Source organism: Flavobacterium cauense R2A-7 (genome assembly GCF_000498475.1).
GTDB classification, from domain to species: Bacteria; Bacteroidota; Bacteroidia; order Flavobacteriales; family Flavobacteriaceae; genus Flavobacterium; species Flavobacterium cauense.
The window spans coordinates 65,430-87,709 of sequence record NZ_AVBI01000001.1; the positions used below are offsets into that span (position 1 = coordinate 65,430).

The 22,280-nt window shown below is 39.3% G+C and carries 20 protein-coding genes; 13 read left to right on the forward strand and 7 right to left on the reverse strand.

Going from position 1 to position 22,280, the window contains the following annotated elements:
• Window positions 1–70 precede the first annotated feature (70 nt).
• The 5 genes from FCR2A7T_RS00305 to FCR2A7T_RS00325 all read right to left on the reverse strand — a co-directional run bounded on the left by FCR2A7T_RS00305 (window position 71) and on the right by FCR2A7T_RS00325 (window position 7,712).
• A complete protein-coding gene (locus tag FCR2A7T_RS00305) occupies window positions 71–2,800 on the reverse strand; it encodes a sodium-translocating pyrophosphatase (protein ID WP_023569264.1) in 2,730 nt (909 codons plus the stop codon).
• A gap of 115 nt (window positions 2,801–2,915) precedes the next feature.
• Window positions 2,916–3,446: an inorganic diphosphatase gene (locus FCR2A7T_RS00310; RefSeq protein ID WP_023569265.1), complete on the reverse strand. Its 531-nt coding sequence runs from the start codon at window positions 3,444–3,446 to the stop codon at window positions 2,916–2,918.
• A 109-nt stretch (window positions 3,447–3,555) separates the two neighbouring features.
• On the reverse strand, window positions 3,556–4,158 hold the full coding sequence (locus FCR2A7T_RS00315) for a DNA-3-methyladenine glycosylase family protein (protein WP_023569266.1): 603 nt from the start codon (window positions 4,156–4,158) through the stop codon (window positions 3,556–3,558).
• Complete coding sequence (locus FCR2A7T_RS00320) at window positions 4,158–6,638, reverse strand: DUF5686 and carboxypeptidase-like regulatory domain-containing protein (protein ID WP_035116727.1); 2,481 nt, start codon at window positions 6,636–6,638, stop codon at window positions 4,158–4,160. The genes FCR2A7T_RS00315 and FCR2A7T_RS00320 overlap by 1 nt, the downstream gene beginning before the upstream one ends.
• Window positions 6,639–6,731: 93 nt before the next feature.
• The gene (locus tag FCR2A7T_RS00325; RefSeq protein ID WP_023569267.1) at window positions 6,732–7,712 is read right to left on the reverse strand and encodes a pyruvate dehydrogenase complex E1 component subunit beta; all 981 of its coding nucleotides are present in this window, start codon (window positions 7,710–7,712) and stop codon (window positions 6,732–6,734) included.
• Between the two features lie 743 nt (window positions 7,713–8,455).
• Between FCR2A7T_RS00325 and FCR2A7T_RS00330 the strand changes: the two genes are divergently transcribed.
• From FCR2A7T_RS00330 to FCR2A7T_RS00365, 8 genes are all read left to right on the forward strand, one after another.
• Window positions 8,456–9,202 (forward strand): electron transfer flavoprotein subunit beta/FixA family protein, encoded by a 747-nt coding sequence (locus FCR2A7T_RS00330; protein WP_035116932.1) that lies wholly within the window; start codon window positions 8,456–8,458, stop codon window positions 9,200–9,202.
• Window positions 9,203–9,273: 71 nt separating this feature from the next.
• Window positions 9,274–10,242 (forward strand): electron transfer flavoprotein subunit alpha/FixB family protein, encoded by a 969-nt coding sequence (locus tag FCR2A7T_RS00335; protein WP_023569269.1) that lies wholly within the window; start codon window positions 9,274–9,276, stop codon window positions 10,240–10,242.
• 271 nt (window positions 10,243–10,513) lie between these two features.
• Window positions 10,514–11,143, forward strand: a complete 630-nt coding sequence (locus tag FCR2A7T_RS00340) for a bifunctional nuclease family protein (protein ID WP_035116730.1) — start codon at window positions 10,514–10,516, stop codon at window positions 11,141–11,143.
• A gap of 77 nt (window positions 11,144–11,220) precedes the next feature.
• Entirely contained in the window at window positions 11,221–12,045 is an 825-nt protein-coding gene (locus FCR2A7T_RS00345; protein ID WP_023569271.1) for a thymidylate synthase, read from the forward strand.
• Window positions 12,046–12,055: 10 nt separating this feature from the next.
• Window positions 12,056–13,027 carry an extracellular catalytic domain type 1 short-chain-length polyhydroxyalkanoate depolymerase gene (locus tag FCR2A7T_RS00350; protein ID WP_023569272.1) on the forward strand — a complete coding sequence of 324 codons (972 nt, stop codon included), beginning with the start codon at window positions 12,056–12,058 and terminating at the stop codon, window positions 13,025–13,027.
• Between the two features lie 178 nt (window positions 13,028–13,205).
• Window positions 13,206–13,811: a hypothetical protein gene (locus FCR2A7T_RS00355; RefSeq protein WP_023569274.1), complete on the forward strand. Its 606-nt coding sequence runs from the start codon at window positions 13,206–13,208 to the stop codon at window positions 13,809–13,811.
• A 76-nt stretch (window positions 13,812–13,887) separates the two neighbouring features.
• Window positions 13,888–14,226, forward strand: a complete 339-nt coding sequence (locus FCR2A7T_RS00360; protein WP_035116732.1) for a 2TM domain-containing protein — start codon at window positions 13,888–13,890, stop codon at window positions 14,224–14,226.
• Window positions 14,226–14,711: a dihydrofolate reductase gene (locus FCR2A7T_RS00365; RefSeq protein ID WP_023569275.1), complete on the forward strand. Its 486-nt coding sequence runs from the start codon at window positions 14,226–14,228 to the stop codon at window positions 14,709–14,711. The genes FCR2A7T_RS00360 and FCR2A7T_RS00365 overlap by 1 nt, the downstream gene beginning before the upstream one ends.
• A gap of 76 nt (window positions 14,712–14,787) precedes the next feature.
• Here the strand turns inward: FCR2A7T_RS00365 and FCR2A7T_RS00370 are convergent, their stop codons facing one another.
• Window positions 14,788–15,105 (reverse strand): hypothetical protein, encoded by a 318-nt coding sequence (locus FCR2A7T_RS00370; RefSeq protein WP_023569276.1) that lies wholly within the window; start codon window positions 15,103–15,105, stop codon window positions 14,788–14,790.
• Window positions 15,106–15,325: 220 nt separating this feature from the next.
• On the opposite strand from FCR2A7T_RS00370, the gene ubiE reads away from it, so the two are divergent.
• Window positions 15,326–16,057 carry a bifunctional demethylmenaquinone methyltransferase/2-methoxy-6-polyprenyl-1,4-benzoquinol methylase UbiE gene (gene ubiE, locus FCR2A7T_RS00375; protein ID WP_023569277.1) on the forward strand — a complete coding sequence of 244 codons (732 nt, stop codon included), beginning with the start codon at window positions 15,326–15,328 and terminating at the stop codon, window positions 16,055–16,057.
• 1 nt (window position 16,058) lies between these two features.
• Complete coding sequence (porT, locus tag FCR2A7T_RS00380) at window positions 16,059–16,763, forward strand: type IX secretion/gliding motility protein PorT/SprT (RefSeq protein WP_023569278.1); 705 nt, start codon at window positions 16,059–16,061, stop codon at window positions 16,761–16,763.
• Here the strand turns inward: porT and FCR2A7T_RS00385 are convergent.
• Window positions 16,760–17,488 (reverse strand): TrmH family RNA methyltransferase, encoded by a 729-nt coding sequence (locus FCR2A7T_RS00385; protein ID WP_023569279.1) that lies wholly within the window; start codon window positions 17,486–17,488, stop codon window positions 16,760–16,762. The two genes, porT and FCR2A7T_RS00385, sit on opposite strands and share 4 nt — an antisense overlap.
• Before the next feature lie 37 nt (window positions 17,489–17,525).
• On the opposite strand from FCR2A7T_RS00385, the gene tamL reads away from it, so the two are divergent.
• The 3 genes from tamL to accD all read left to right on the forward strand — a co-directional run bounded on the left by tamL (window position 17,526) and on the right by accD (window position 22,120).
• Window positions 17,526–20,087 carry a translocation and assembly module lipoprotein TamL gene (tamL, locus tag FCR2A7T_RS00390; protein ID WP_081709352.1) on the forward strand — a complete coding sequence of 854 codons (2,562 nt, stop codon included), beginning with the start codon at window positions 17,526–17,528 and terminating at the stop codon, window positions 20,085–20,087.
• Window positions 20,088–20,133: 46 nt separating this feature from the next.
• Entirely contained in the window at window positions 20,134–21,201 is a 1,068-nt protein-coding gene (gene fbaA, locus FCR2A7T_RS00395; protein ID WP_023569281.1) for a class II fructose-bisphosphate aldolase, read from the forward strand.
• A 64-nt stretch (window positions 21,202–21,265) separates the two neighbouring features.
• Window positions 21,266–22,120 carry an acetyl-CoA carboxylase, carboxyltransferase subunit beta gene (gene accD / locus FCR2A7T_RS00400; protein WP_023569282.1) on the forward strand — a complete coding sequence of 285 codons (855 nt, stop codon included), beginning with the start codon at window positions 21,266–21,268 and terminating at the stop codon, window positions 22,118–22,120.
• Window positions 22,121–22,280 lie beyond the last annotated feature (160 nt).

Genomic DNA, 22,280 nt, shown 5'->3' on the forward strand with positions numbered 1-22,280 from the left:
TTAGTAAAATAAAAAAGTTCCATCTCATTTTTAATCACGAGATGGAACTTTTATTATCACAAAAAACGTTCTATTTGTCCCTAAATGCTGCAATTTTCGCATCTACTTCGGCGGCAGTACCTTCAAAAGTTTCCACTTTTTCCGTTTCCTTACCGTTTTCAACCGTTGTGATTTTTACCGTTGCTTTGGTTTTTCCGTTATTGGTTTCTTTTTCAACGGAAATACGTTTCATCATTTCCTTTTTCATTGCTCCTTTTTCGGCACAACATTTCATTTTACAGTCGCCTCCTTTGAACTTTCCGTTGGCATCGTAATGGGACATGCACATGGCTTTTTCTTCCGGAGAACAGCCCATTTCGTCACACATTTTCGCACATTCGTCTTTGGTCATAGTGGCACATTTTGACATGTCGCATTTCATCCCTTTTCCGCCGATGAATTTTCCACTTTCGTCATAATGCGACATACACATGGCTCTTTCGTCTTCGGAACAACCCATTTCATCACACATTTTGGAGCATTCGTCTTTGGTCATGGTAGCCATTTTAGACATATCGCATTTCATACTCTTGCCTTCACACATTTCTGTTTTGGCACAACATGCCTCTTTGCCTGCTCCGGCAGTATGTCCGCCTCCTAAAATCGGCGCCATTACCAATCCGATTAAACACGTTAATTTGATTAAAATATTCATCGATGGTCCTGAAGTATCTTTGAACGGATCCCCAACCGTATCTCCGGTAACCGCCGCTTTGTGCGCATCAGAACCTTTATACGTCATTTCACCGTTAATCATTACACCCGCTTCAAACGATTTTTTAGCATTATCCCAAGCACCGCCGGCATTGTTTTGGAAGATCGCCCAAAGCACACCAGAAACAGTAACTCCGGCCATATAACCACCCAACATTTCGGCAATTAATTGATTGTTATCAGCATACACCAATTTCCCTAAAAGTACAATTGCGATTGGGAAACCAATGGTTAAAATTCCCGGTAACATCATTTCGCGTAATGCCGCTCTTGTGGAGATTTCTACACATTTCCCGTATTCCGGTTTTCCAGTACCTTCCATGATTCCCGGAATTTCCTTGAATTGACGACGTACTTCATAAACCATATCCATCGCGGCTTTTCCAACGGAATTCATCGCTAAAGCGGAGAAAACAACTGGAATCATTCCACCCACAAATAACATTGCTAAAACCGGCGCTTTAAAAATATTAATTCCGTCGATTCCCGTAAACGTTACATAGGCTGCGAATAATGCTAAGGATGTTAATGCTGCCGATGCAATCGCAAACCCTTTTCCGGTGGCTGCTGTTGTATTTCCTACCGAATCTAAAATATCGGTGCGTGTTCTTACTTCTTTTGGCAATTCGCTCATTTCGGCGATTCCACCTGCGTTATCCGAGATTGGTCCGAAGGCGTCAATAGCCAATTGCATAGCCGTAGTCGCCATCATTGCTGAAGCTGCCAAGGCTACTCCGTAGAATCCTGCAAAAGCATACGATGCCCAAATTGCTGCTGCGAACAATAATACCGTTGGGAAAGTCGAAATCATTCCGGTTGCTAAACCCGCAATTACGTTGGTTCCGGCACCCGTTGAAGACTTTTGCACGATTGCTAAAACCGGTTTCGTTCCTAATCCTGTATAATATTCAGTTACCGAAGAGATTACACCCCCAACCGTTAAACCAACGATGGTAGCATAAAATACTCTCATGGATGAAATGTCTTTTAACCCTTCTCCGTAGAATTCCATTTTCATGGTTTCGGGTAACATGTATTGTACTAAGAAGAAACAAGCCACCAAGGTTAATCCGATAGAAACCCAGTTTCCTACGTTTAAAGCGCCTTGTACTTGTTTTTCTTTGGCATCATTGCTTGAGATTTTCACCAACATGGTACCAATAATCGAAAACAAAATTCCGAATCCGGCAATCGCCATTGGTAATAAAATTGGTCCAATACCTCCGAAAGCATCCTGAAGATTGCCTCCCATATCTTTGATAACATAATTTCCAAGCACCATAGCCGCTAAAACCGTTGCCACATACGAACCGAACAAATCGGCACCCATACCTGCCACGTCGCCTACGTTATCCCCAACGTTATCCGCAATGGTTGCAGGGTTACGCGGATCGTCTTCCGGAATTCCGGCTTCTACTTTTCCAACCAAATCCGCACCGACATCGGCTGCTTTGGTATAGATACCTCCCCCTACACGGGCAAACAAAGCAATAGATTCCGCTCCAAGAGAAAATCCTGCCAAAGTTTCCAATACTACGGTCATGTCTTCGGTTGAAGTCCATGCTCCGCCCATGAAATAATTGAAGAAGAAAATAAAGAAAGAGGTTAACCCCAATACTGCTAAACCGGCTACGCCAAGCCCCATTACGGTTCCGCCGCCAAAAGAAACTTTTAACGCCTGTGGCAAACTGGTACGGGCGGCCTGAGTGGTTCTGACATTGGTTTTCGTTGCGATTTTCATCCCCATGTTTCCGGCCAAAGCTGAAAAGATGGCGCCGAAAACGAAAGCGACCACTATTAATATATGTGTAGTTGGCACTATAAAAGAAATCGCTGCTAAAGCAATACTTGCCCCAACAACGAAAAGTGCTAATAATCGGTATTCTGCTTTAAGAAAGGCTAACGCTCCTTCGTAGATGTGATCTGAAATCTCTTTCATCTTTCCATCTCCTGCATCCTGCTTTAAAACCCAACTCCTTTTGACTGCCATAAAGGCGAGCCCCAACAATGCCATTATCACCGGCACGTAAATCATCATTGATTCCATAAATTTGTTTTGGTATTTGGTTAATATATTCGTAAATATATAGAAACAATAACAAATAAAAAAGCAATACTCTCTTCAGAATATTGCTTTTTTTATAAAATTTTAGGAAATCGTATTATTTAATACTGAATAACCCGGCAGGTTTATTTTCTAAAGCATTGAAACGATCCACGCATTCTTTTAAAATTCGTTTAGCATCGTTTACATCTCCCCATCCTTCTACATCAACTTGTTTGTTTTCCAAATCTTTGTAAACCTGGAAGAAGTGCTCGATTTCTTTTACCAAGTGTGGGTTCATGTCTGACAAATCGTCCAATTTATTCCAGATAGGATCTGAAACCGGCACACAGATGATTTTTTCATCCGGACCTTTATCATCGGCCATGTGGAAAACTCCGATAGGCTTCACTTCCATTACACATCCAGGGAAAGTTGGCTCGTTTACCAAAACCAATACATCCAACGGATCACCGTCTAATGCTAAAGTTTCAGGAATAAAACCGTAATCGGCAGGATACATCATCGATGAAAATAACATTCTGTCGAAACGCATTCTTTTTAATTCGAAATCGTACTCGTATTTATTTCTGCTTCCTCTTGGAATTTCGATTAAAACATCGAAAGTTTTTACTTTATCAGCTGTCATTATTTTAAACTTTTACATTTTTTGAGGGTGCAAAAGTAGGACAAAAACAACTGACTTACAAGTAATTTTACCGTTAAAAAAACAGATTTAGCAATATGATAACGAAGTTTTAATACGGTTGTTTCCGTCCTCTTTTCTGTAGGTAATAATGCCAAAGAAAAAAAGTAGCTGCCGAACGGTGTGGCTTCCAGTTTTCCGCATAAACGGCCATCGCCTCCTTATCGTGAATGTCAAAAAGTTCTTTAATCGTATTCACCACTGCAATATCGCCCAGCGGAATAATATCCGGTGATTGCAGGCAAAACATCAGATACACATCGATCGTCCAATGGCCGATACCTTTGATTTTAATCAACTCCGCACGAACGGTTTCGGCATCCAGATCTGACAGCCCTTCAACATCGAGAGCCCCTTCAAGAATTGCTTCTGATAAGGCTTTCAGGTAGTTTGTTTTTTGTCTGCTGACGCCACAACTGCGAAAATCTTCATCGGAAAACACCAACACCGTTTCGGGTGAAAAATCGGGAATTGCGGCTTTAATTCGGTTAAATGTAGCTTTGGCTGAATCAATCGACACCTGTTGCTCCAATATCAGCAGACAAAGCGTTTCGAATCCCGGCGGGCGTTGTACGAAAGTCGGCTCGCCATACAAATCGACGATACTTTGGAATTTCTGTTCACATTTAAGAAGATATGCAATGGCGTTTTTCATTAGAAATAGAATCCGAATGACCCTTTAACTCCGAATTTATTGGCATCCGGCAAATTCAGATAACTGCCTCTCCAGCAGAAATCCAATCGAAAACATTTGAAAATATTCCCCACTCCCGCGTGGTATTCCCAATATCCGTTTACCGGAGCACGGTATTCCAATCCGGAAGCATTAAGTGCAATATTTTGATCCGAAACAGAACCATACACTCCTTTTACACCAACAATTTCCCTCCAATTCAATTTTCGCAACAACGGTACTCTTGAAAACAAGCGGCCGTTAAAATGATGTTCTAAGTGAATCGAAGCGTATTCATCGGCAACGAATTCATAATAATTCATCAGGTTGTACGTGTTTTCAATCTGGAAATACGATTGGTTTCCGGGAATAACCCCCATCAAGCCCAACGGTACTTTTCCGAAAATCTTACCGGTTTCAAAGGTTGGAAACAAGCGCCCGAAGCCACCGATCAATATTGGATGACGGTAATAGAACTGTAATTTCTGATACGAGAAATCACTGTCAAAAACCCCTTTCATGCCATGACTGTAATTCACAAAAACCCTTGGGAAATTATAATCCACCACCATTCGTTCCACTCCATGACCTACTGTTTTTCGTTTCGGGGTATAATCCACCATTAAATTAATATCGGCTTGTTTGACCTGACTCTGAATTCCTCCGTTAGCATCAAAATAATCCAGACTGAATTTTGACCAAGCCGATTTCAACGTACGATACGTTAAACCTGTCTGAATTGTCAGGTTTTTTACCGGCTCCATCTGTAGGGAAAGCATCGATAAATTAATCGATGAAAGTTTGTCGTTATTTCCGCTTGAAAACAAAGTACTTGAAGCAAAACTTCTTCCCAAGACATCGTTGGTAGCCGTCAAACTCACTCCCAACTGTTCGATATCCCTTCTGTTTCCGCCCGAAAGAATCAAACGGTTTTTCTTATTTAGAAGCCATTTTCCGGAAATGCCGTATTTAAACTGATGATCGTTAAAGCCGTAAGCCGTATAGCCTTCGATACGCCACATATCATTGGACCCGAAATAGGTTCTTCCACCCGCGCGCAAACGCATTCCTTCTACATTATTGTAGCCGTAAGAGGAAAATATCGGCCCGTAGTCCATCTTTAATTTCGGAATTTCGATGTAACCACTGGCTAAAATAGTCGCAACATTATAGATTCGTTTGAATTTCGGAATCGTGTTTAAAGTATCTAAAAGTCCGTAAACACTTTTCTCGTTTTTATTCAGGTTTTCAAAGCGGTTTTCCTCCCAAAATTCATCGGTTTTATTATACGCTTCGCTGTCATAATTGTCTACTTCCTGTTTGTAGAATTTATCATCTTTAGGAATATTGAATTTATGATTTCGCACTAAAGTGGTACGCTTTCCGTAAACTCCTTTTGATTTTTCTTTTTTGGAGAAACTGAAATCCGACATCATGTGATCGCGTTTCAACAGGAACACCGAATCGTTCAATACCTCAAATTCCTGTTCGATATAAATTTCCTTTACCCAGTTGATGTTGGCACTTTTGCTGGCTTCCATGTTGATTTTCTTGATGGCCCATGTAGAATCATTTACCCAAAAATCCCCTTTAAAAGTCAGCTCGTTTTTTCTTCTCGGATAGTAAATAATATTGTAACACCATTTGTTGTCGATATAAGCACTGTCGGACAACACGTAATTGTATACATTGATTCCCGTGCGCGATAACGGACTCACGAAATCCTTATCGAAGAACTTCAGGTAATTGTTGTAAATATCGTAATCGGCATACAAATCTTTGATAAAAGTACTCACACCATCGCCGGTACCTAAGCCCGAATTTTTATTCGCTTTTACGATTTCTTTCTTTTTCCCGTTAGTATTATCGGCGTAGACTTCACTCAACGTTTCATTGATAAAAATAGGCAGAAAGGCTTTCCCGGTTACTCTGGAGGTATCGATTCGGTCCCAGATAAATTCCATTCCTTTGAAAATCTTATTGGCTTTGAAAGCACTGTCGATGGAATTCAGGTCAAATTCTACTTTTTCGTATTTATCGTATTGGTACTGATTGAACATATTCAGTCCGTTTTTCTTTTTACGCGCCCATATTTTTCGGAGAATATCAATGGCCGGATTGTTCTTTTTGGAGGTTTTCCCGGTGTAAATTTTCACTTCCTGAAGCTGATTATCCGGTTTGATCTGAATTTTCATTTCCAAATCCACCGCTTTTACAAGCGTAATTTCCACGGCTTTATATCCTACAAACGAAGCCACTAACGTTTTATATGTTTTATCCGATTGCAGGTAAAAACGTCCGTTCTCATCGGAAACCACACCTTCGGTAGAACCTTTAAAATACACGTTGGCATACCCCATCGGCTGGTTGTTTTCATCATAAACCACCCCGCCCACTTTGGTTTGCGCCATCATGTTCACAAATGATAAAACGAAACTTAAAAACAGAAATAACTTCTTCATAGAATTGTAAAAAAAAACTTCATCAGCAAATTACTGATGAAGTTCAAATATAGTCATTTTATTAATTGTCAATTATCAATTGATAATTATCAATTATTTTTTATACATCACTTTTTTAACCGCCTTGATTACATCGTTAGCATTAGGCAACCATTCTTTCAACAAAGTTGGAGAATACGGCGCCGGAGTATCGGCAGTTGTGATTCTTTGTACCGGCGCATCCAAATAATCGAAGGCTCTTTCCTGAACCATATACGTGATTTCTGAAGCCACCGATGCAAACGGCCAAGCCTCTTCCAAAACCACCAATCTATTTGTTTTTTTCACCGAATTGATAATCGTTTCGTAATCCATCGGACGAACCGTTCTTAAATCTACGATTTCACAAGAAATACCTTCTTTAGCCAATTCCTCAGCTGCCGCTAACGCTTCTTTGATGATTTTTCCGAAAGACACAATCGTTACATCGGTTCCTTCGCGTTTGATATCGGCAACTCCTAACGGAATCGTGTAATCGCCTTCCGGCACTTCCCCTTTATCACCATACATTTGTTCCGATTCCATGAAGATTACCGGATCGTTATCACGGATAGCTGCTTTTAATAATCCTTTAGCATCATATACCGTTGATGGCACCACTACTTTTAATCCCGGAGTATTTGCAAACCAGTTTTCGAAAGCCTGAGAGTGTGTTGCCCCTAACTGACCAGCCGAAGCTGTCGGTCCGCGGAACACCATTGGCATAGGAAACTGTCCGGCCGACATCTGACGCATTTTTGCCGCGTTATTGATGATCTGGTCGATTCCCACCAACGAGAAATTAAACGTCATGAATTCCACAATTGGGCGGCAACCGTTCATCGCTGAACCTACTGCAATTCCGGCGAAACCTAATTCGGCAATTGGGGTATCGATAACTCTTTTTGGTCCGAATTCATCCAGCATTCCTTTCGAAGCTTTATAGGCTCCGTTATATTCCGCTACTTCTTCACCCATTAAATATACCGATTCGTCGCGACGCATTTCTTCGCTCATCGCCTCACAAACCGCTTCTCTAAACTGTATCGTTCTCATGTATTTTTCTTTATCCAAAAATTATTGAAAGGCAAAAATAAAAATTTTATGTTACTTATTAGTTATATGTTAGGGATTAAGGTGAATTTATTTTGTTTTACCATTATAATGTTCGATACAAATTCATTTAACTGCCAAAGTTCCCACTGAAATTTGTTTCGCCTGTGTTCTGCACTGACTTGCCTTTCATCTGCATTGAGCTACTTTTCTTCTGCATCGACCTACTTATCTTCTACATTGACTTGCTTGTCTTCTGCATCGACCTACTTCTTGTCTGCATTGCCTCACTTTCCTTCTGCATTGCTTTGCCTTTCTTCCGCATTACCCTTTCGAATTCATTTTCTGTCACGATGCATTCATTTTCTGTCACGATGCATTTATTTTTTACCGTATTGCATTCATAACTTACCTTACCGTATTCATTATCTGACTCGGCGCATTCACTACTTGTAGTATCGCAATCATGATTTGCTTTCCCGCATTCCTTTTCTGGCTCGACGCAATTATAATTTCACCCAACGCACTCTTTTTTTAAACTGTCGCCCTTCTATTCAAAAAAACCAAACTTCACCACTGAAAATTCTGCAATCAAATCGCGTTTCAAAACTTCACTTTTGCGTTTAATCAGAATATTTTCGCTATTCCCTGATAATTTCACATTTATTATGCGTGCATACTATTTTATTGAAAATATTTCCTTAAATTCGTCCCTCGAAAATAATCAACTTTATAACCTTATAAAAATGAAAATATTAGTTTGCATCAGCCACGTGCCTGATACTACTTCAAAAATTAACTTCATTAACGGAGATTCGGAATTTGACACTAATGGTGTTCAGTTTGTAATCAACCCAAATGATGAGTTCGGTTTAACCAGAGCCATTTGGTTCAAAGAACAACAAGGTGCTAATGTAACTGTGGTAAACGTAGGCGGTACCGATGCAGAAGCAACTTTAAGAAAAGCGTTAGCCATTGGTGCTGACGAAGCAATCCGCGTAAACGCAAACCCTACTGACGGTTTCTTCGTGGCTAAGCAATTGGCAGAAGTTGTAAAAAACGGCGGGTACGATTTAGTGATTGCTGGTAAAGAATCGTTAGACTACAACGGTGGAATGGTTCCGGGAATGCTGGCTGCCTTAACAGGAGCAGATTTCGTAAACTCTTGTATCGGATTGGACATCAACGGAACAACTGCAAAAGCGGTTCGTGAAATTGACGGTGGTAAAGAAACCATTGCTGCGAACTTACCGTTGGTAATCGGCGGACAAAAAGGTTTGGTGGAAGAAAAAGACCTTCGCATCCCGAACATGAGAGGTATCATGACGGCCAGAACTAAAGCGTTAACGATTTTAGAACCGGTTGGAGCGGACAACACTACAAAAGCAGTGAAATTCGAAAAACCGGCAGCAAAATCAGCCGTAAAATTGGTGAACGCGGATAACTTAGACGAATTAATCAACTTATTACATAACGAAGCGAAAGTAATTTAATTACGAATTGAAAATTACGAATTACGTTTTTTTCAATCTTTTAAATCTTTCAATTTTTAAATAAAACAAATATGTCAATTTTAATATACGCGGAATCCGCAGAAGGAAAATTTAAAAAAGTAGCTTTCGAGTTGGCTTCTTATGCTAAGAAAGTTGCAGAAATGATGGGAACAACGGTTACAGCCGTTACGGTAAACGCAGGCGATGTTTCCGCTTTATCAAAATACGGAGTAGACAAAGTATTAAAAGTAACTAATGATAAATTAGCGTCTTTCAATGCCAAAGCTTACGCAGATGTTGTAAAACAGGCGGCTCAGAAAGAAGGAACCAAAGTGGTAATCCTTTCTTCAACAACCGATTCTTTATACTTAGCGCCACTTGTAGCTGTTGGGTTGAATGCAGGATATGCTTCTAACGTAGTGGCATTACCGGAAAGCACTTCGCCTTTCACTGTAAAAAGAAACGCGTTCTCTAACAAAGCGTTCAACATTACAGAAGTAACTACCGATGTAAAAGTTTTAGGAATTGCTAAAAATTCTTACGGTGTTTTCGAATCGGCTTCTTCTTTAACGGAAGAAGATTTCACACCATCTTTAAACGATGCTGATTTCTCTGTTAAAATCGAATCGGTAGAAAAAGTAACCGGAAAAGTAACCATTGCCGATGCTGAAATCGTGGTTTCTGCAGGTCGCGGAATGAAAGGCCCTGAAAACTGGGGCATGATTGAAGAATTGGCTTCCGTTCTTGGTGCAGCAACAGCTTGTTCTAAACCGGTATCCGATTTAGGATGGAGACCTCACAGCGAACACGTAGGACAAACCGGAAAACCGGTAGCGGCAAACTTATACATTGCCATTGGTATTTCTGGAGCGATCCAGCACATTGCCGGAATCAACTCTTCTAAAGTAAAAGTGGTTATCAACCCGGATGCTGAAGCACCTTTCTTCAAAGTAGCGGATTACGGAGTTGTAGGAGATGCTTTCCAAGTTGTTCCGCAACTAATCGAAAAATTAAAAGCTTTTAAAGCAGCGCAGCACTAAAATTCTGCATACCTTTTAAAAAAAACCATCTTATTTTTTTAAGGTGGTTTTTTTATTTTTTGAAGCGAAAGTTTTTCGTTTCTTTGCAATACACTATCTGACTTTGACTCTCATTTCTTACTTTTAAAGAAGATACACCGATTCAATAAGGAGATAGACGCAATTGTATTCTAATTTTATACTTTTTAAATATAATTGCCGTAAATTAGTACTATCCGTAGCAATTAACAAACAAAAACTTTGTGCCTTAGGGCCTTAGTGGCTAAAAAACATGAGCTTAGTAAAACTAACTATAAAGGGAATTTCATACAGCCAGACTCAAAATGGCGCGTACGCATTGATTTTAAATGAAGTTGATGGCGAAAGAAAACTACCCATTGTTATTGGCGCTTTCGAAGCACAATCCATTGCGATTGCTTTGGAAAAGGAAATTCGTCCGCCAAGACCCTTAACACACGACTTATTTAAAAACTTCGCCGATCGTTTTGATATCGTGGTAAAACAGGTAATCATCCACAAATTGGTTGACGGTGTTTTCTTCTCCAGCATTATCTGTGAAAGAGACCGTATCGAAGAAATTATCGACGCCCGTACTTCTGATGCGATTGCCTTGGCTCTACGCTTTAATGCTCCGATTTTTACTTATAAAAACATCTTGGACAAAGCGGGAATCTATCTAAAAATCAATCCTACAGAAGAAGGAAAACACCCTGAAGAGAGCGATGATCCGTTAACCAGCCCGGAAACCTTCGGATTGGTAGGCGAAGAAAAGGTAACAGGAGAATCCTATACACAATATTCCTTAGCCGAATTATACGAATTACTCGAGGCCGCCGTTCAGAATGAAGATTATGAAAAAGCTGCCAAAATTCGGGACGAAGTATCTAAAAGAGAATCATAGTCCGACAGCAGTTTTCCTGTGGCAGTAAACAACAACCATTCGAATAACCAAATAACCGCAGCAACGAAGCAACAACAATGAAGCAGTATTTAGATTTAGTAAAGCACGTTTTAGAAAACGGAAATCAGAAAGGCGATAGAACCGGAACGGGAACCAAAAGTGTTTTCGGGTATCAGATGCGTTTTGACTTGAGTGAAGGGTTTCCGATGGTAACTACCAAAAAACTGCATTTAAAATCGATTATTTACGAATTGCTTTGGTTTTTGAAAGGCGACACCAATATCGCTTATTTAAAAGAAAACGGTGTAAAAATCTGGGACGAATGGGCCGATGAAAACGGCGATTTGGGTCCGGTATACGGTTATCAGTGGCGCAATTGGAATGGCGATGAAGTCGATCAGATTAAAGAACTTATCGAAATCCTAAAACGCAATCCGAACAGCCGTCGTATGTTGGTTTCCGCTTGGAATCCTTCGGTTTTACCCGATGACAAAAAATCATTTTCCGAAAATGTTGCCAACGGAAAAGCCGCTTTGCCTCCGTGTCATGCCTTTTTCCAATTCTATGTGGCCGATGGAAAACTATCCTGTCAGTTATACCAAAGAAGCGCCGATATTTTCTTGGGCGTTCCGTTCAATATCGCTTCCTATGCCCTGTTTACCATGATGGTGGCTCAGGTTTGCGATTTGCAACCGGGTGAATTCATCCATACTTTTGGTGACGCACACATCTACAACAATCATATGGAGCAGTTGGAACTACAACTTTCCCGTGAACCGAAACCGCTTCCGAAAATGATTTTGAATCCGAATGTAAAAGACATCTTCGCATTTCAGTTTGAGGATTTCACATTAACCGATTACGATCCGCACCCTCACATTAAAGGGCAGGTGGCGGTTTAAATTTCCCAGCATGAAACCCGTAATCAAATTTTTTCTGCTTTTCTTGATTTGTACCAATCTTTTATACAGTCAGGAAGCTGTAGAAGTTGAGCATTTCGGGAAAAATCCGGGCAATTTAAAAATGTTTGTTTACAATCCTGTTCCAACAGAAACTACCAAAAAACCTTTGGTAATCGTTCTGCACGGTTGTACCCAAAATGCAAAAGAAGTTGCGGAATTAACCGGTTGGGACAAACTGGCAAAGAACAACAATTTTGTAGTGCTCTATCCGCAGCAAAAATTCATCAACAACCCGAATTCGTGCTTTAACTGGTTTAGGGAAAGCGATGTTGAAAAAGGAAAAGGCGAATGCGAATCGATTTTTGAAATGATTCAATACGCAAAAATCAACTACAATATTGATTCTGATAAAATCTACATAACCGGACTTTCCGCCGGAGCTTGCATGTCCATGGCAATGCTGGCAACTCATCCGGAAATTTTTCAAAGTGCCTCTGTTTTTTCAGGTGGCGGCTATAAAATTGCAACTGGTTTTTTTGATGCCTTGCAAGCCATGTCGGGTAAAAAAAATTACACTCAGAACGAACTTACCAAAGTAATTAAAGAGCAGAATCCAGAATACAAAGGCGCTTACCCTACGCTTATCATTTATCATGGGAAAGATGATGGTCTTGTTAATTATAAAAACGCTTCGGTTGTTGTCAGTCAGTGGGCAGGTATTCAAAACATCGACACCATCCCTGATAAAACAGAAAATTCCTTTATGGGCATTAACGACATCTGCAGAAAAGAATTTCAAGACTCAGCCGGCCATCCTAAAATAATTTTGTACGAAGTTGCCAATTTAGGACATAAATTACTGATAAACCCAGGAGAAAAAGAAGAGGAAGGCGGAAAAAAAGGCCGCTCTTCTGTAGAGAAAGGTTTTCATTCCACTTATCAGACCGCCAAAGAGTTCGGTTTGCTCACGTTAAAACCATAACACTTATTTGTACGCAGAAAATTTATCAATCGGTTGAGAATTAAAAAGCAGCTTAAAAATTACGATTGAATTACAACCAAAAAAGCCTCAAAATCATTGAAAAACTTTCCCATATAAGCAGATAATTTGCTAACTTTAATCGGATTACGTGAAATCCCTGTTAAAACAGAAACCATTTATGAAAACACTGAATCAGAAAAAAAACTTTGTCCAACGGGAAGTCAGACTTACGGATTCAAAGATTTTCTGCAGTGTAACACGATTTGGAAATACAAACGAAATAGACATTCCTTTTGAAAATATTGACGGGGAAAAAGTGTCGCACAAAACAGCCAACCTTTATTTTTTATTGCTGGCTTTCGGATGTTGTGTTACTGCAATTCTCATCTCAACTGCGTCATTTAAAGCAACTCATATTCAGGATTTAGCTGCCGGAACAGGCTTTTTCCTGGCGCTATCATTTTTCATATTGTATTGGTTTTCCCGTGCCGATTTCTGGCAAATCAAACTCAGTGACGGCAACAGCATCCTGATCCACAAAAAAATTCCAAACGAAAAAACCGTCACCCTTTTTATCGACGAAATCATCAAAGCACGCAACAGCTATTTGAGAGAAAATTATGCAACGATTGATGAAAATCTGGATTATGAAAGTCAACTTAACAATTTCAAATGGCTCAAATCCATCAAAGCTATTTCAAAAGAAGAATACGATAAAAAATATTCCGAATTAAAAAAAACCATTAACCCTTCGGATATGAATATCGGGTTTAACAAAGCCTGATTCCCCAAAAAAACGAAAAGATTTTTTTATTGTTATCAGTCATTTTTTTTATCTTTAATTCCGTAAAAATGAATTTATGGAAATCAATCAACACGAACTGTATGAGTACGCCAGACAGCGTTTAAGACAGAAAAAACACCTGTATTTTCATTTTGTTTTGTTTTTTGTCGGCAGCCTTTTCATGATTACCGCCAATAAACTTCTCGGCATACGACCCGATATTGACTGGTATCCTTGGGGAATTACCATTTGGGCATTTTTATTTATCCTGCATTTCATCCGGGTTTTCATTACCGACAGTTTCATGAACAAAAAATGGGAACGCGCCCAGATTGACAAACTGATTATGAAACAGGAACGGAAATTGGAACAAATCGAAAAAGACTTCAATAAGAAAAACAACATTACCGAATAATGATTACAATAATCGCTGCCGCTGCAGCAAACAATGCTCTGGGAAAAGACAACGATTTGATTTGGCATTTACCCGATGATTTCAAACGATTCAAACAAATTACGACCGGTCATTTTATCGTAATGGGAAGAAAAACCTTTGAAAGTTTTCCGAAACCTTTACCGAATCGTACCCATGTAATTATAACACGCCAAGAAGACTACACCGCTCCCGAAGGTTGTATTGTGGTGAATTCATTAAAAAAAGCAATAGATACTTGTCCGAAAGACGAAGATATTTTTATAATAGGCGGAGGAGAAATATACCAACAATCAATGAGTATTGCCGATAAAATAGAACTTACAAGGGTTTTAACCACTCCGGAAGCCGATACTTTTTTCCCGGAAATAAACCCTGAAGAATGGGAACTGGTTTTTGAGGAATTTCATCCCAAAGACGAAAAACATGCTTTTGACTATACTTTTCTGACTTACATCAGGTTATAAAAAGAAAAACATCCCGATAATGACTACCGGGATGTTTCAACTAACAAACTAAAAATGTATCTAACCTACTATCGGATTATTCGGGGAAAAGTACCTGAAAACATAAAATAAAAATTACCACTGTTAACAATAAACCTGATATGAATATAATAACATTGGCAAATTTGTGAGAATACATCTCAAAAAAGCCTCTAATACCAAATACCACAAAAGTACTAAAGACAAAAAAAACTAAAATTTCCAAAAACAAATTTAACCCAAAGAACGTTTGCGGCACCCCTGATTCAGCAGCGCTAAAAAAAGAACTGCTGTTGATACTTTCCACCAGAACCAATGAGACTACAAGTGCCAGTAGAACCCATTTAATTTCCGATACCAAAAGTTTAGAAAACATATTCAGCCTGTTTGTAACTAGATTGTAAAATTGCAACGAATTACAACACCAAACAATCGCTAAATTCTTGTATTTTTCACCTCACTAAATTTAGTGAGGCCATTAGTTTGTTTCTTTCATAATGTATAAGAACATTCCTCTAAGGGAATTAAATTTACAACTATTTCACAAGATGAATATGATAAAGAATATATTATCTTTGTACAAATTAATTTAATCGATGAACGACAACATTACCCCCTATAAAGCTTCCAATCTTGGTAAAAAAGAGCAAGTTACACAGATGTTTGATACCATATCGGGCAACTATGACAACCTCAACCGTGTGATTTCTTTCGGGATTGATGTGAAATGGAGAAAAAACGTTCTGAAGCTCATCGCCGAAAAAAATCCTTCCACCATTTTGGACATTGCTACCGGAACCGGAGACCTTGCCATTTTGATGACAAAAACTAATGCCGAAAAAATTATCGGGTTGGACATTTCAGCCGGAATGCTGGAAATCGGAAAACAGAAAATCGTTCAGCAACATCTGGAAAACAAAATTGAGATGGTTTTGGGCGATTCCGAAAAAATTCCGTTCGACGATAATTATTTCGATGCCATCACCGTAGCGTTTGGTGTCCGTAATTTTGAAAACCTTGAATTAGGATTGTCTGAAATTTTACGCGTACTGAAACCCAACGGACGATTCGTGATTCTTGAAACCTCTGTACCTACTAAATTCCCTTTCAAACAGGGATATCATATATACACCAAAACCATCCTACCACTTATCGGCAAACTGTTTTCCAAAGACAAAGTGGCCTATTCCTACTTATCGGAATCCGCCTCTCATTTTCCTTTTGGAGAAGCCTTAAACAATATTTTGCGAAAAGTTGGGTTTATAGATGTAAAAGACATGCCTCAAACCTTTGGAGTAGCAACTATTTATTCGGCTTCAAAAAAATAACATGAAGAAATTATTTGTTTTACTTGTATTCATTGTTTCAGCAAACAGCTTTGGTCAAAAAGGACTTGGCATGTTTGGGAAAGATCCGATTATCAATCTGGAGAATTTCGACAAACAAAGAGTACATTGGGGGTATTATTTAGGATTCAATTCTTACGATTTTAAATTCGACTACATCGAACCGGACAAAGATATTGAAGTACAAAGTACTACCGGATTTAACGTTGGGCTAATCGGAAACCTTCGCATAATGGAGTATATCGACCTGCGTTTCGAGCCCGGCTTGTATTATGCTCAACGAAATTTAACGTATCCGAACATCGAGGATTCGTTTGACCGACTGCGGGAAGTCAAATCCACATACATCCACTTTCCTTTATTATTGAAATTTTCTTCGAAACGAATCGGAAATATTCGCCCGTATATAGTAGGCGGCTTGTCGCAATCGATGAATCTCGGCAGTAATTCAAAAGCGAAAGACGACAACTATAATGAACGCTTCCGAATGCAGAAAATGACCTCGAACTACGAATTAGGCTTTGGAATCGACCTGTATTTCGAATATTTTAAATTTTCACCTTCCATTCGTGGGGTTTTCGGCTTAAAAGACGAACTGATTCGCGACAATACGCCGGACAGTCCGTGGACCGGAAACGTGGCTTCCATGAAAACCAGAGGGATTTTCATTAATTTTGCATTTCATTAAGCCTCTCGCTTAAATTCGCTCAAAATTATTGCGGTAGCCGTTGCTACATTAAGACTTTCCGTTTGTTGTAAATCACCAAAACGCGGAATAGAAATACGGTATTTTGTCAGTTTTTCTATTTCCGATGAAATTCCGTTCGCCTCATTTCCCATCACAATAACGCCTTCATTGGGAAGTTTACTCTTATAAATATTTTCACCATCCATAAAGGTGCCGAAAACAGGAAGTTTTGTCCCTTTAATGAAATCCGCTAAATCCGTATACACGACATTAACACGTGTAATCGAACCCATAGTTGCCTGAACTACTTTTGGGTTGTAAATATCTACCGTTTCTAAGGAACACACCACCTGCGTTATCCCAAACCAATCGCACAACCGCAAAATGGTTCCGAGATTTCCGGGATCGCGAACATCGTCCAAAGCAACAATCAGTCCGTTTTCACGAATGGGCGCTTCGGCAGGAATCTTAAACAATGCTAAACAATTATTAGCCGTGGTAAGTGCCGAAATCTTTTTCAGTTCAGCATCGGTAATTATCGAAATTTTATTTTTAGGAACGGTAGGAAAAACGGCATCGGTTACAAAAAGATGTTCCAACTCAAAATTGGAATTCAGCAATTCCTGTATTACCTTTATCCCTTCAGCAAAAAAGAGCTGCTGCTGTTTTCGGTACTTTTTTTGCTGTAAACTCGTTATTAGCTTTATTTGGTTTTTACTAAGCATAAAAAAACGTATTTTTGACCTACCTTTTGTAATTGATTTGAAAAAGAATTCACCAAAAATAGCACTATTATTTGTATTAGGTGCAATAATATACTCCTGTTCCCTTGTAAAAAGAGTACCGGAAGGAAAGCATCTTTTGACTAAAACCGAAATTTTAGTTAATGACAAAAAGACCAGTGATGAAATTATTGTCAATCAGCAATATCAAAAACCCAACAGTCATTTAATACTTGGTTTTCCGTTGCGTTTGCAGATGTACAATCTGGCCAGAAAAAATGCCGACTCATCCTATCATGTTTGGCTGGAAAGAAAACCCAATCGTCATAAAAACCTAACCGCGGTATTATCCGAAAAGCAGGTAAACCGTCTCGGACAATCGTTTTTCGTTTCGGGATTGAGTAATTTTCTGAAAAAAAACGGCGAGGCTCCAGTTATTATCGACGAAAAGAGAACTCAAAAAACCAAAAACCGTTTTTTAAATTACTATTTCAACAAAGGGTATTTCAAAACAAAAGTCAACTACAAAATTGACACTTTAAAAAACAAGCGTGGGCATATAACTTATACTATCGACACCGGAAAACCTTACACCATTGACAGCATCGACTCTGAAGTAGAAACTCCAGCCTTGGATTCTTTATATCAGAAAATAAAAGGTGGTTCTCTAATCAAAACCGGAAAACAATACGACACTAAAGATTTTGCCGACGAACGCAAACGCATTTCAACCTACTTCCGAAATAATGGTGCTTATCGCTTTCAGGAAACCAATATTTCCTATAATGTAGATACCGTTAAAACGGATTACAAAGCCAATGTGGATATTCTTATCGAGAATCAAACGATAAAAAAAGGCGATTCCTTATTACAGGTTCCTTTCAAACTCTACAAAATCAGCGAGGTAAATATTTTTACGGACAATACTTCGAGTCGAAACAAACTTAAAATTGCCGACAGTATTACCTATAAAAACTTCAATTTATACAGTTCCGACAAATTGGCCTACCGCCCAAAAGCGATTACCGATGCTATTTTTATCACCAAAGGAAGTACTTTCAGCGACAATAGACGACTGCTGACTTCCCGCGCGCTGAGCAACCTGAGGGTTTTCAGCTACCCTTCCATTGAATATGTGGAAGATGCAAAAGATTCGACAGGGACGTCATTAATCACTAATATTTATTTAAGTCCGAGAAAAAAATACAGCTGGATTCCTTCCGTGGATTTCATGCATTCTAACATACAGGATTTCGGAATTGCCGGTAACATGACTTTTACCTGGCGAAACGTTTTCAGAGGTGCCGAAATTCTTGACATCTCCACAAGAGGGAACATCGGTTCTTCCAAAGACATGGCCAATCCGAATAACGTATTCTTTAATGTTTCCGAATACGGTGCCGACATTAAACTGACCATTCCGCGCATATTATTCCCGCTCAAAACTGAAAGGATTATTCCAAAAATCATGTTCCCCACTACCATTACCAGTTTTGGTTTTACAAGACAGCGTAATATCGGTCTGGACAAAGAAAATTTTACCGGAATTATCAATTACAATTGGCAACCTAAAAAAAACAATACGGCACGATTAGACCTTATAAACATTCAGTATGTACGAAACATCAACCCGTACAACTACTTTAATGTTTACCGTTCTTCCTATTCGACGCTGAATGATTTTGCACAAACGTATAACGTGAATCCTTCCTTTGTTGATGCAAATGGCAATCTGACGATTTCAGAAGGGGGTGCCGATAATTTCATCAATGATGTTATTCAGGGCAATACCGTATTAAATCCTGACGATTCAGCTTATAAAAACATACGCAGCATTAACGAAAGAAAAAAGAGACTTACAGAAAACAACCTTATTTTTGCCTCTAATTTCACGTTTACCAAGTCCACCAAAACCGATTTATTGGACAACACCTTCAGTATTTTCAAAACAAAAATCGAATCGGCCGGAAATTTTCTAAACCTTTTACACGGAATCAGTAAAGTACCATTGAACGCAAACGGTAAAAAAACCTTCCTGGATGTGGAATATTCACAATATATAAAAACCGAATTCGATTTCATCAAACATTGGGATTTGGGAAGAAGAAACGTTTTTGCCACAAGAGGTTTCTTCGGAATTGCGATTCCTTATGGGAATTCCAACAGTATTCCGTTTTCAAGAAGTTATTTCGGAGGAGGATCGAACGACAACAGAGCTTGGCAATCGTACGGTTTAGGACCCGGACGCAGCGGCGGCATCAACGACTTCAATGAAGCCAATATGAAAATTGCGTTAAGTGCCGAATACCGTTTAAATATTTTTGGAAAATGGAATGCAGCGTTGTTTGCTGATGCCGGAAACATCTGGAATGTTTGGGACAATGTGGAAGACAAGAACTATACCTTTAACGGCTTTAAATCGTTAAAAGATTTAGCATTGGGAACCGGAATGGGAATCCGTTATGATTTCAGCTTTTTCATTGGCCGATTGGACTTCGGCTTTAAAACCTACAACCCCGCCAAACCGGAAAGCGAACGCTGGCTGAAAGACGTACGTTTCGACAAGTCGGTCATAAATATTGGAATTAATTATCCGTTCTAAGTATAGAAATTATTATTTTTGTCAACTGAAATAAAAACACAACACCATGGCTCACAATATTAAACCCGGAGTAGCTACCGGAGATCAGGTTCAGGAAATTTTTAATTATGCGAAGGAAAAAGGCTTTGCCTTACCGGCCGTAAACGTAACCGGATCAAGCACTATTAATGGCGTTATGGAAACGGCTGCCAAGCTTAACGCACCGGTTATCATTCAGTTTTCGAATGGTGGCGCTTCATTCAATGCGGGAAAAGGACTTTCAAACGAAGGACAAAAATCTGCAATATTGGGTGGAATTGCCGGCGCGAAACACATTCACACTTTAGCCGAAGCATACGGTGCAACTGTAATTTTACATACCGACCATTGTGCGAAAAACCTATTGCCGTGGATTGACGGTTTATTGGATGCCAGTGAAGAACATTTCAAACAAACCGGAAAACCGCTATTCAGCTCCCACATGATTGATCTTTCGGAAGAACCGATTGAAGAAAATCTTGAAATTTCTAAAAAATATTTAGAGCGCATGAGCAAAATGGGCATGACATTGGAAATCGAATTGGGAATTACCGGCGGTGAAGAAGACGGTGTGGACAACTCTGATGTGGACAGTTCAAAACTATACACCCAACCAGACGAAGTAGCGTATGCTTATGAGGAATTGATGAAAATCAGTCCGCGTTTCACCATTGCCGCATCTTTTGGAAACGTACACGGTGTTTACAAACCGGGGAACGTAAAACTAACTCCGAAAATCCTGAAAAACTCTCAGGAATTTGTACAGCAGAAATTTAACACCGGTCACAATCCGGTTGATTTCGTATTCCACGGAGGTTCGGGTTCTACTTTGGAAGAAATCAGAGAAGCGATTTCCTACGGGGTAATCAAAATGAATATTGATACCGATTTACAATTTGCGTTTACCGAAGGCGTACGCGATTATGTAACGGACAAAATAGACTATCTAAAAACACAAATCGGAAGTCCGGACGGACCAGATTCTCCAAATAAAAAACATTACGATCCGAGAAAATGGATTCGTGAAGGAGAATTGACCTTCAACAAACGATTAGAGCAGGCTTTCGCCGATTTAAATAACGTTAACACTTTGTAATTAACAATTGATAATTGACAATTAATAATTATCCATTGTCAATTATCCATTATACATTAAAATTATGGCTTGGTTTAAAAGAACAGAAAAAGGAATTCAAACCGCAACTGAAGATAAAAAAGACGTACCGAAAGGACTTTGGTACAAATCACCAACCGGTAAAATTGTAGATGCGGAAGAGTTGGCAAAAAATCTTTGGGTAAGCCCGGAAGACGGTTTCCATGTTCGTATCGGGAGTAAAGAATATTTCGAAATATTATTCGACAACAACGAGTTTACGGAATTGGATGCCAACATCACATCAAAAGACACCCTTGGATTTGTCGATACAAAAAAATACAGCGACCGTTTGAAAGATGCAATGGACAAAACCAAACTGAAAGATGCAGTCCGTACAGGCGTTGGAAAATCCAAAGGTAAAGACTTGGTGGTTTGTTGTATGGATTTTGCTTTCATTGGTGGATCGATGGGAGCTGTTGTGGGAGAAAAAATTTCCAGAGGAATTGACTATTCCATCAAAAACAACATCCCGTTCCTGATGATTTCAAAGTCAGGGGGTGCCCGTATGATGGAAGCAGCGCAATCGTTGATGCAGTTGGCCAAAACTTCCGCAAAATTGGCACAGTTGGCAGAAGCCGGAATCCCGTATATTTCATTATGTACTGATCCTACTACCGGAGGAACTACTGCTTCTTATGCTATGTTAGGCGATATCAACATTGCAGAACCGGGCGCTTTAATAGGATTTGCAGGACCACGTGTGGTAAAAGACACGACCGGTAAAGATTTGCCGGAAGGTTTCCAAACGGCCGAATTCGTTTTAGAGCATGGTTTCCTTGATTTTATTACACCGAGAAAAGAGTTGAAAGACAAAGTGAATCTGTATTTAGATTTGGTTTTGAATCAACCTATCCGATAAAACAAAAATCCCGTCTGGCTTACTAGACGGGATTTTTTTATTTATTTTGATTTTGTAAAACAGTGCAGTTGTCATTTCAAAGAAGTAGCAACATTTTCTAATGGTTCAAATTATGAGATTCTTCGACAGGCTCAGAATGACAAAAATACCGATTTCACTC

Coding starts and splice junctions, on each gene's coding strand:
- ubiE (WP_023569277.1), top strand. CDS start 15,326: ATGAACGACAACATTACCCCCTATAAAGCTTCCAATCTTGGTAAAAAA.
- FCR2A7T_RS00310 (WP_023569265.1), bottom strand. CDS start 3,446: ATGACAGCTGATAAAGTAAAAACTTTCGATGTTTTAATCGAAATTCCA.
- FCR2A7T_RS00355 (WP_023569274.1), top strand. CDS start 13,206: ATGAAAACACTGAATCAGAAAAAAAACTTTGTCCAACGGGAAGTCAGA.
- FCR2A7T_RS00385 (WP_023569279.1), bottom strand. CDS start 17,488: ATGCTTAGTAAAAACCAAATAAAGCTAATAACGAGTTTACAGCAAAAA.
- FCR2A7T_RS00370 (WP_023569276.1), bottom strand. CDS start 15,105: ATGTTTTCTAAACTTTTGGTATCGGAAATTAAATGGGTTCTACTGGCA.
- FCR2A7T_RS00365 (WP_023569275.1), top strand. CDS start 14,226: ATGATTACAATAATCGCTGCCGCTGCAGCAAACAATGCTCTGGGAAAA.
- FCR2A7T_RS00330 (WP_035116932.1), top strand. CDS start 8,456: ATGAAAATATTAGTTTGCATCAGCCACGTGCCTGATACTACTTCAAAA.
- porT (WP_023569278.1), top strand. CDS start 16,059: ATGAAGAAATTATTTGTTTTACTTGTATTCATTGTTTCAGCAAACAGC.
- FCR2A7T_RS00315 (WP_023569266.1), bottom strand. CDS start 4,158: ATGAAAAACGCCATTGCATATCTTCTTAAATGTGAACAGAAATTCCAA.
- fbaA (WP_023569281.1), top strand. CDS start 20,134: ATGGCTCACAATATTAAACCCGGAGTAGCTACCGGAGATCAGGTTCAG.
- FCR2A7T_RS00305 (WP_023569264.1), bottom strand. CDS start 2,800: ATGGAATCAATGATGATTTACGTGCCGGTGATAATGGCATTGTTGGGG.
- FCR2A7T_RS00320 (WP_035116727.1), bottom strand. CDS start 6,638: ATGAAGAAGTTATTTCTGTTTTTAAGTTTCGTTTTATCATTTGTGAAC.
- accD (WP_023569282.1), top strand. CDS start 21,266: ATGGCTTGGTTTAAAAGAACAGAAAAAGGAATTCAAACCGCAACTGAA.
- FCR2A7T_RS00350 (WP_023569272.1), top strand. CDS start 12,056: ATGAAACCCGTAATCAAATTTTTTCTGCTTTTCTTGATTTGTACCAAT.
- FCR2A7T_RS00335 (WP_023569269.1), top strand. CDS start 9,274: ATGTCAATTTTAATATACGCGGAATCCGCAGAAGGAAAATTTAAAAAA.
- FCR2A7T_RS00345 (WP_023569271.1), top strand. CDS start 11,221: ATGAAGCAGTATTTAGATTTAGTAAAGCACGTTTTAGAAAACGGAAAT.
- FCR2A7T_RS00340 (WP_035116730.1), top strand. CDS start 10,514: ATGAGCTTAGTAAAACTAACTATAAAGGGAATTTCATACAGCCAGACT.
- FCR2A7T_RS00360 (WP_035116732.1), top strand. CDS start 13,888: ATGGAAATCAATCAACACGAACTGTATGAGTACGCCAGACAGCGTTTA.
- FCR2A7T_RS00325 (WP_023569267.1), bottom strand. CDS start 7,712: ATGAGAACGATACAGTTTAGAGAAGCGGTTTGTGAGGCGATGAGCGAA.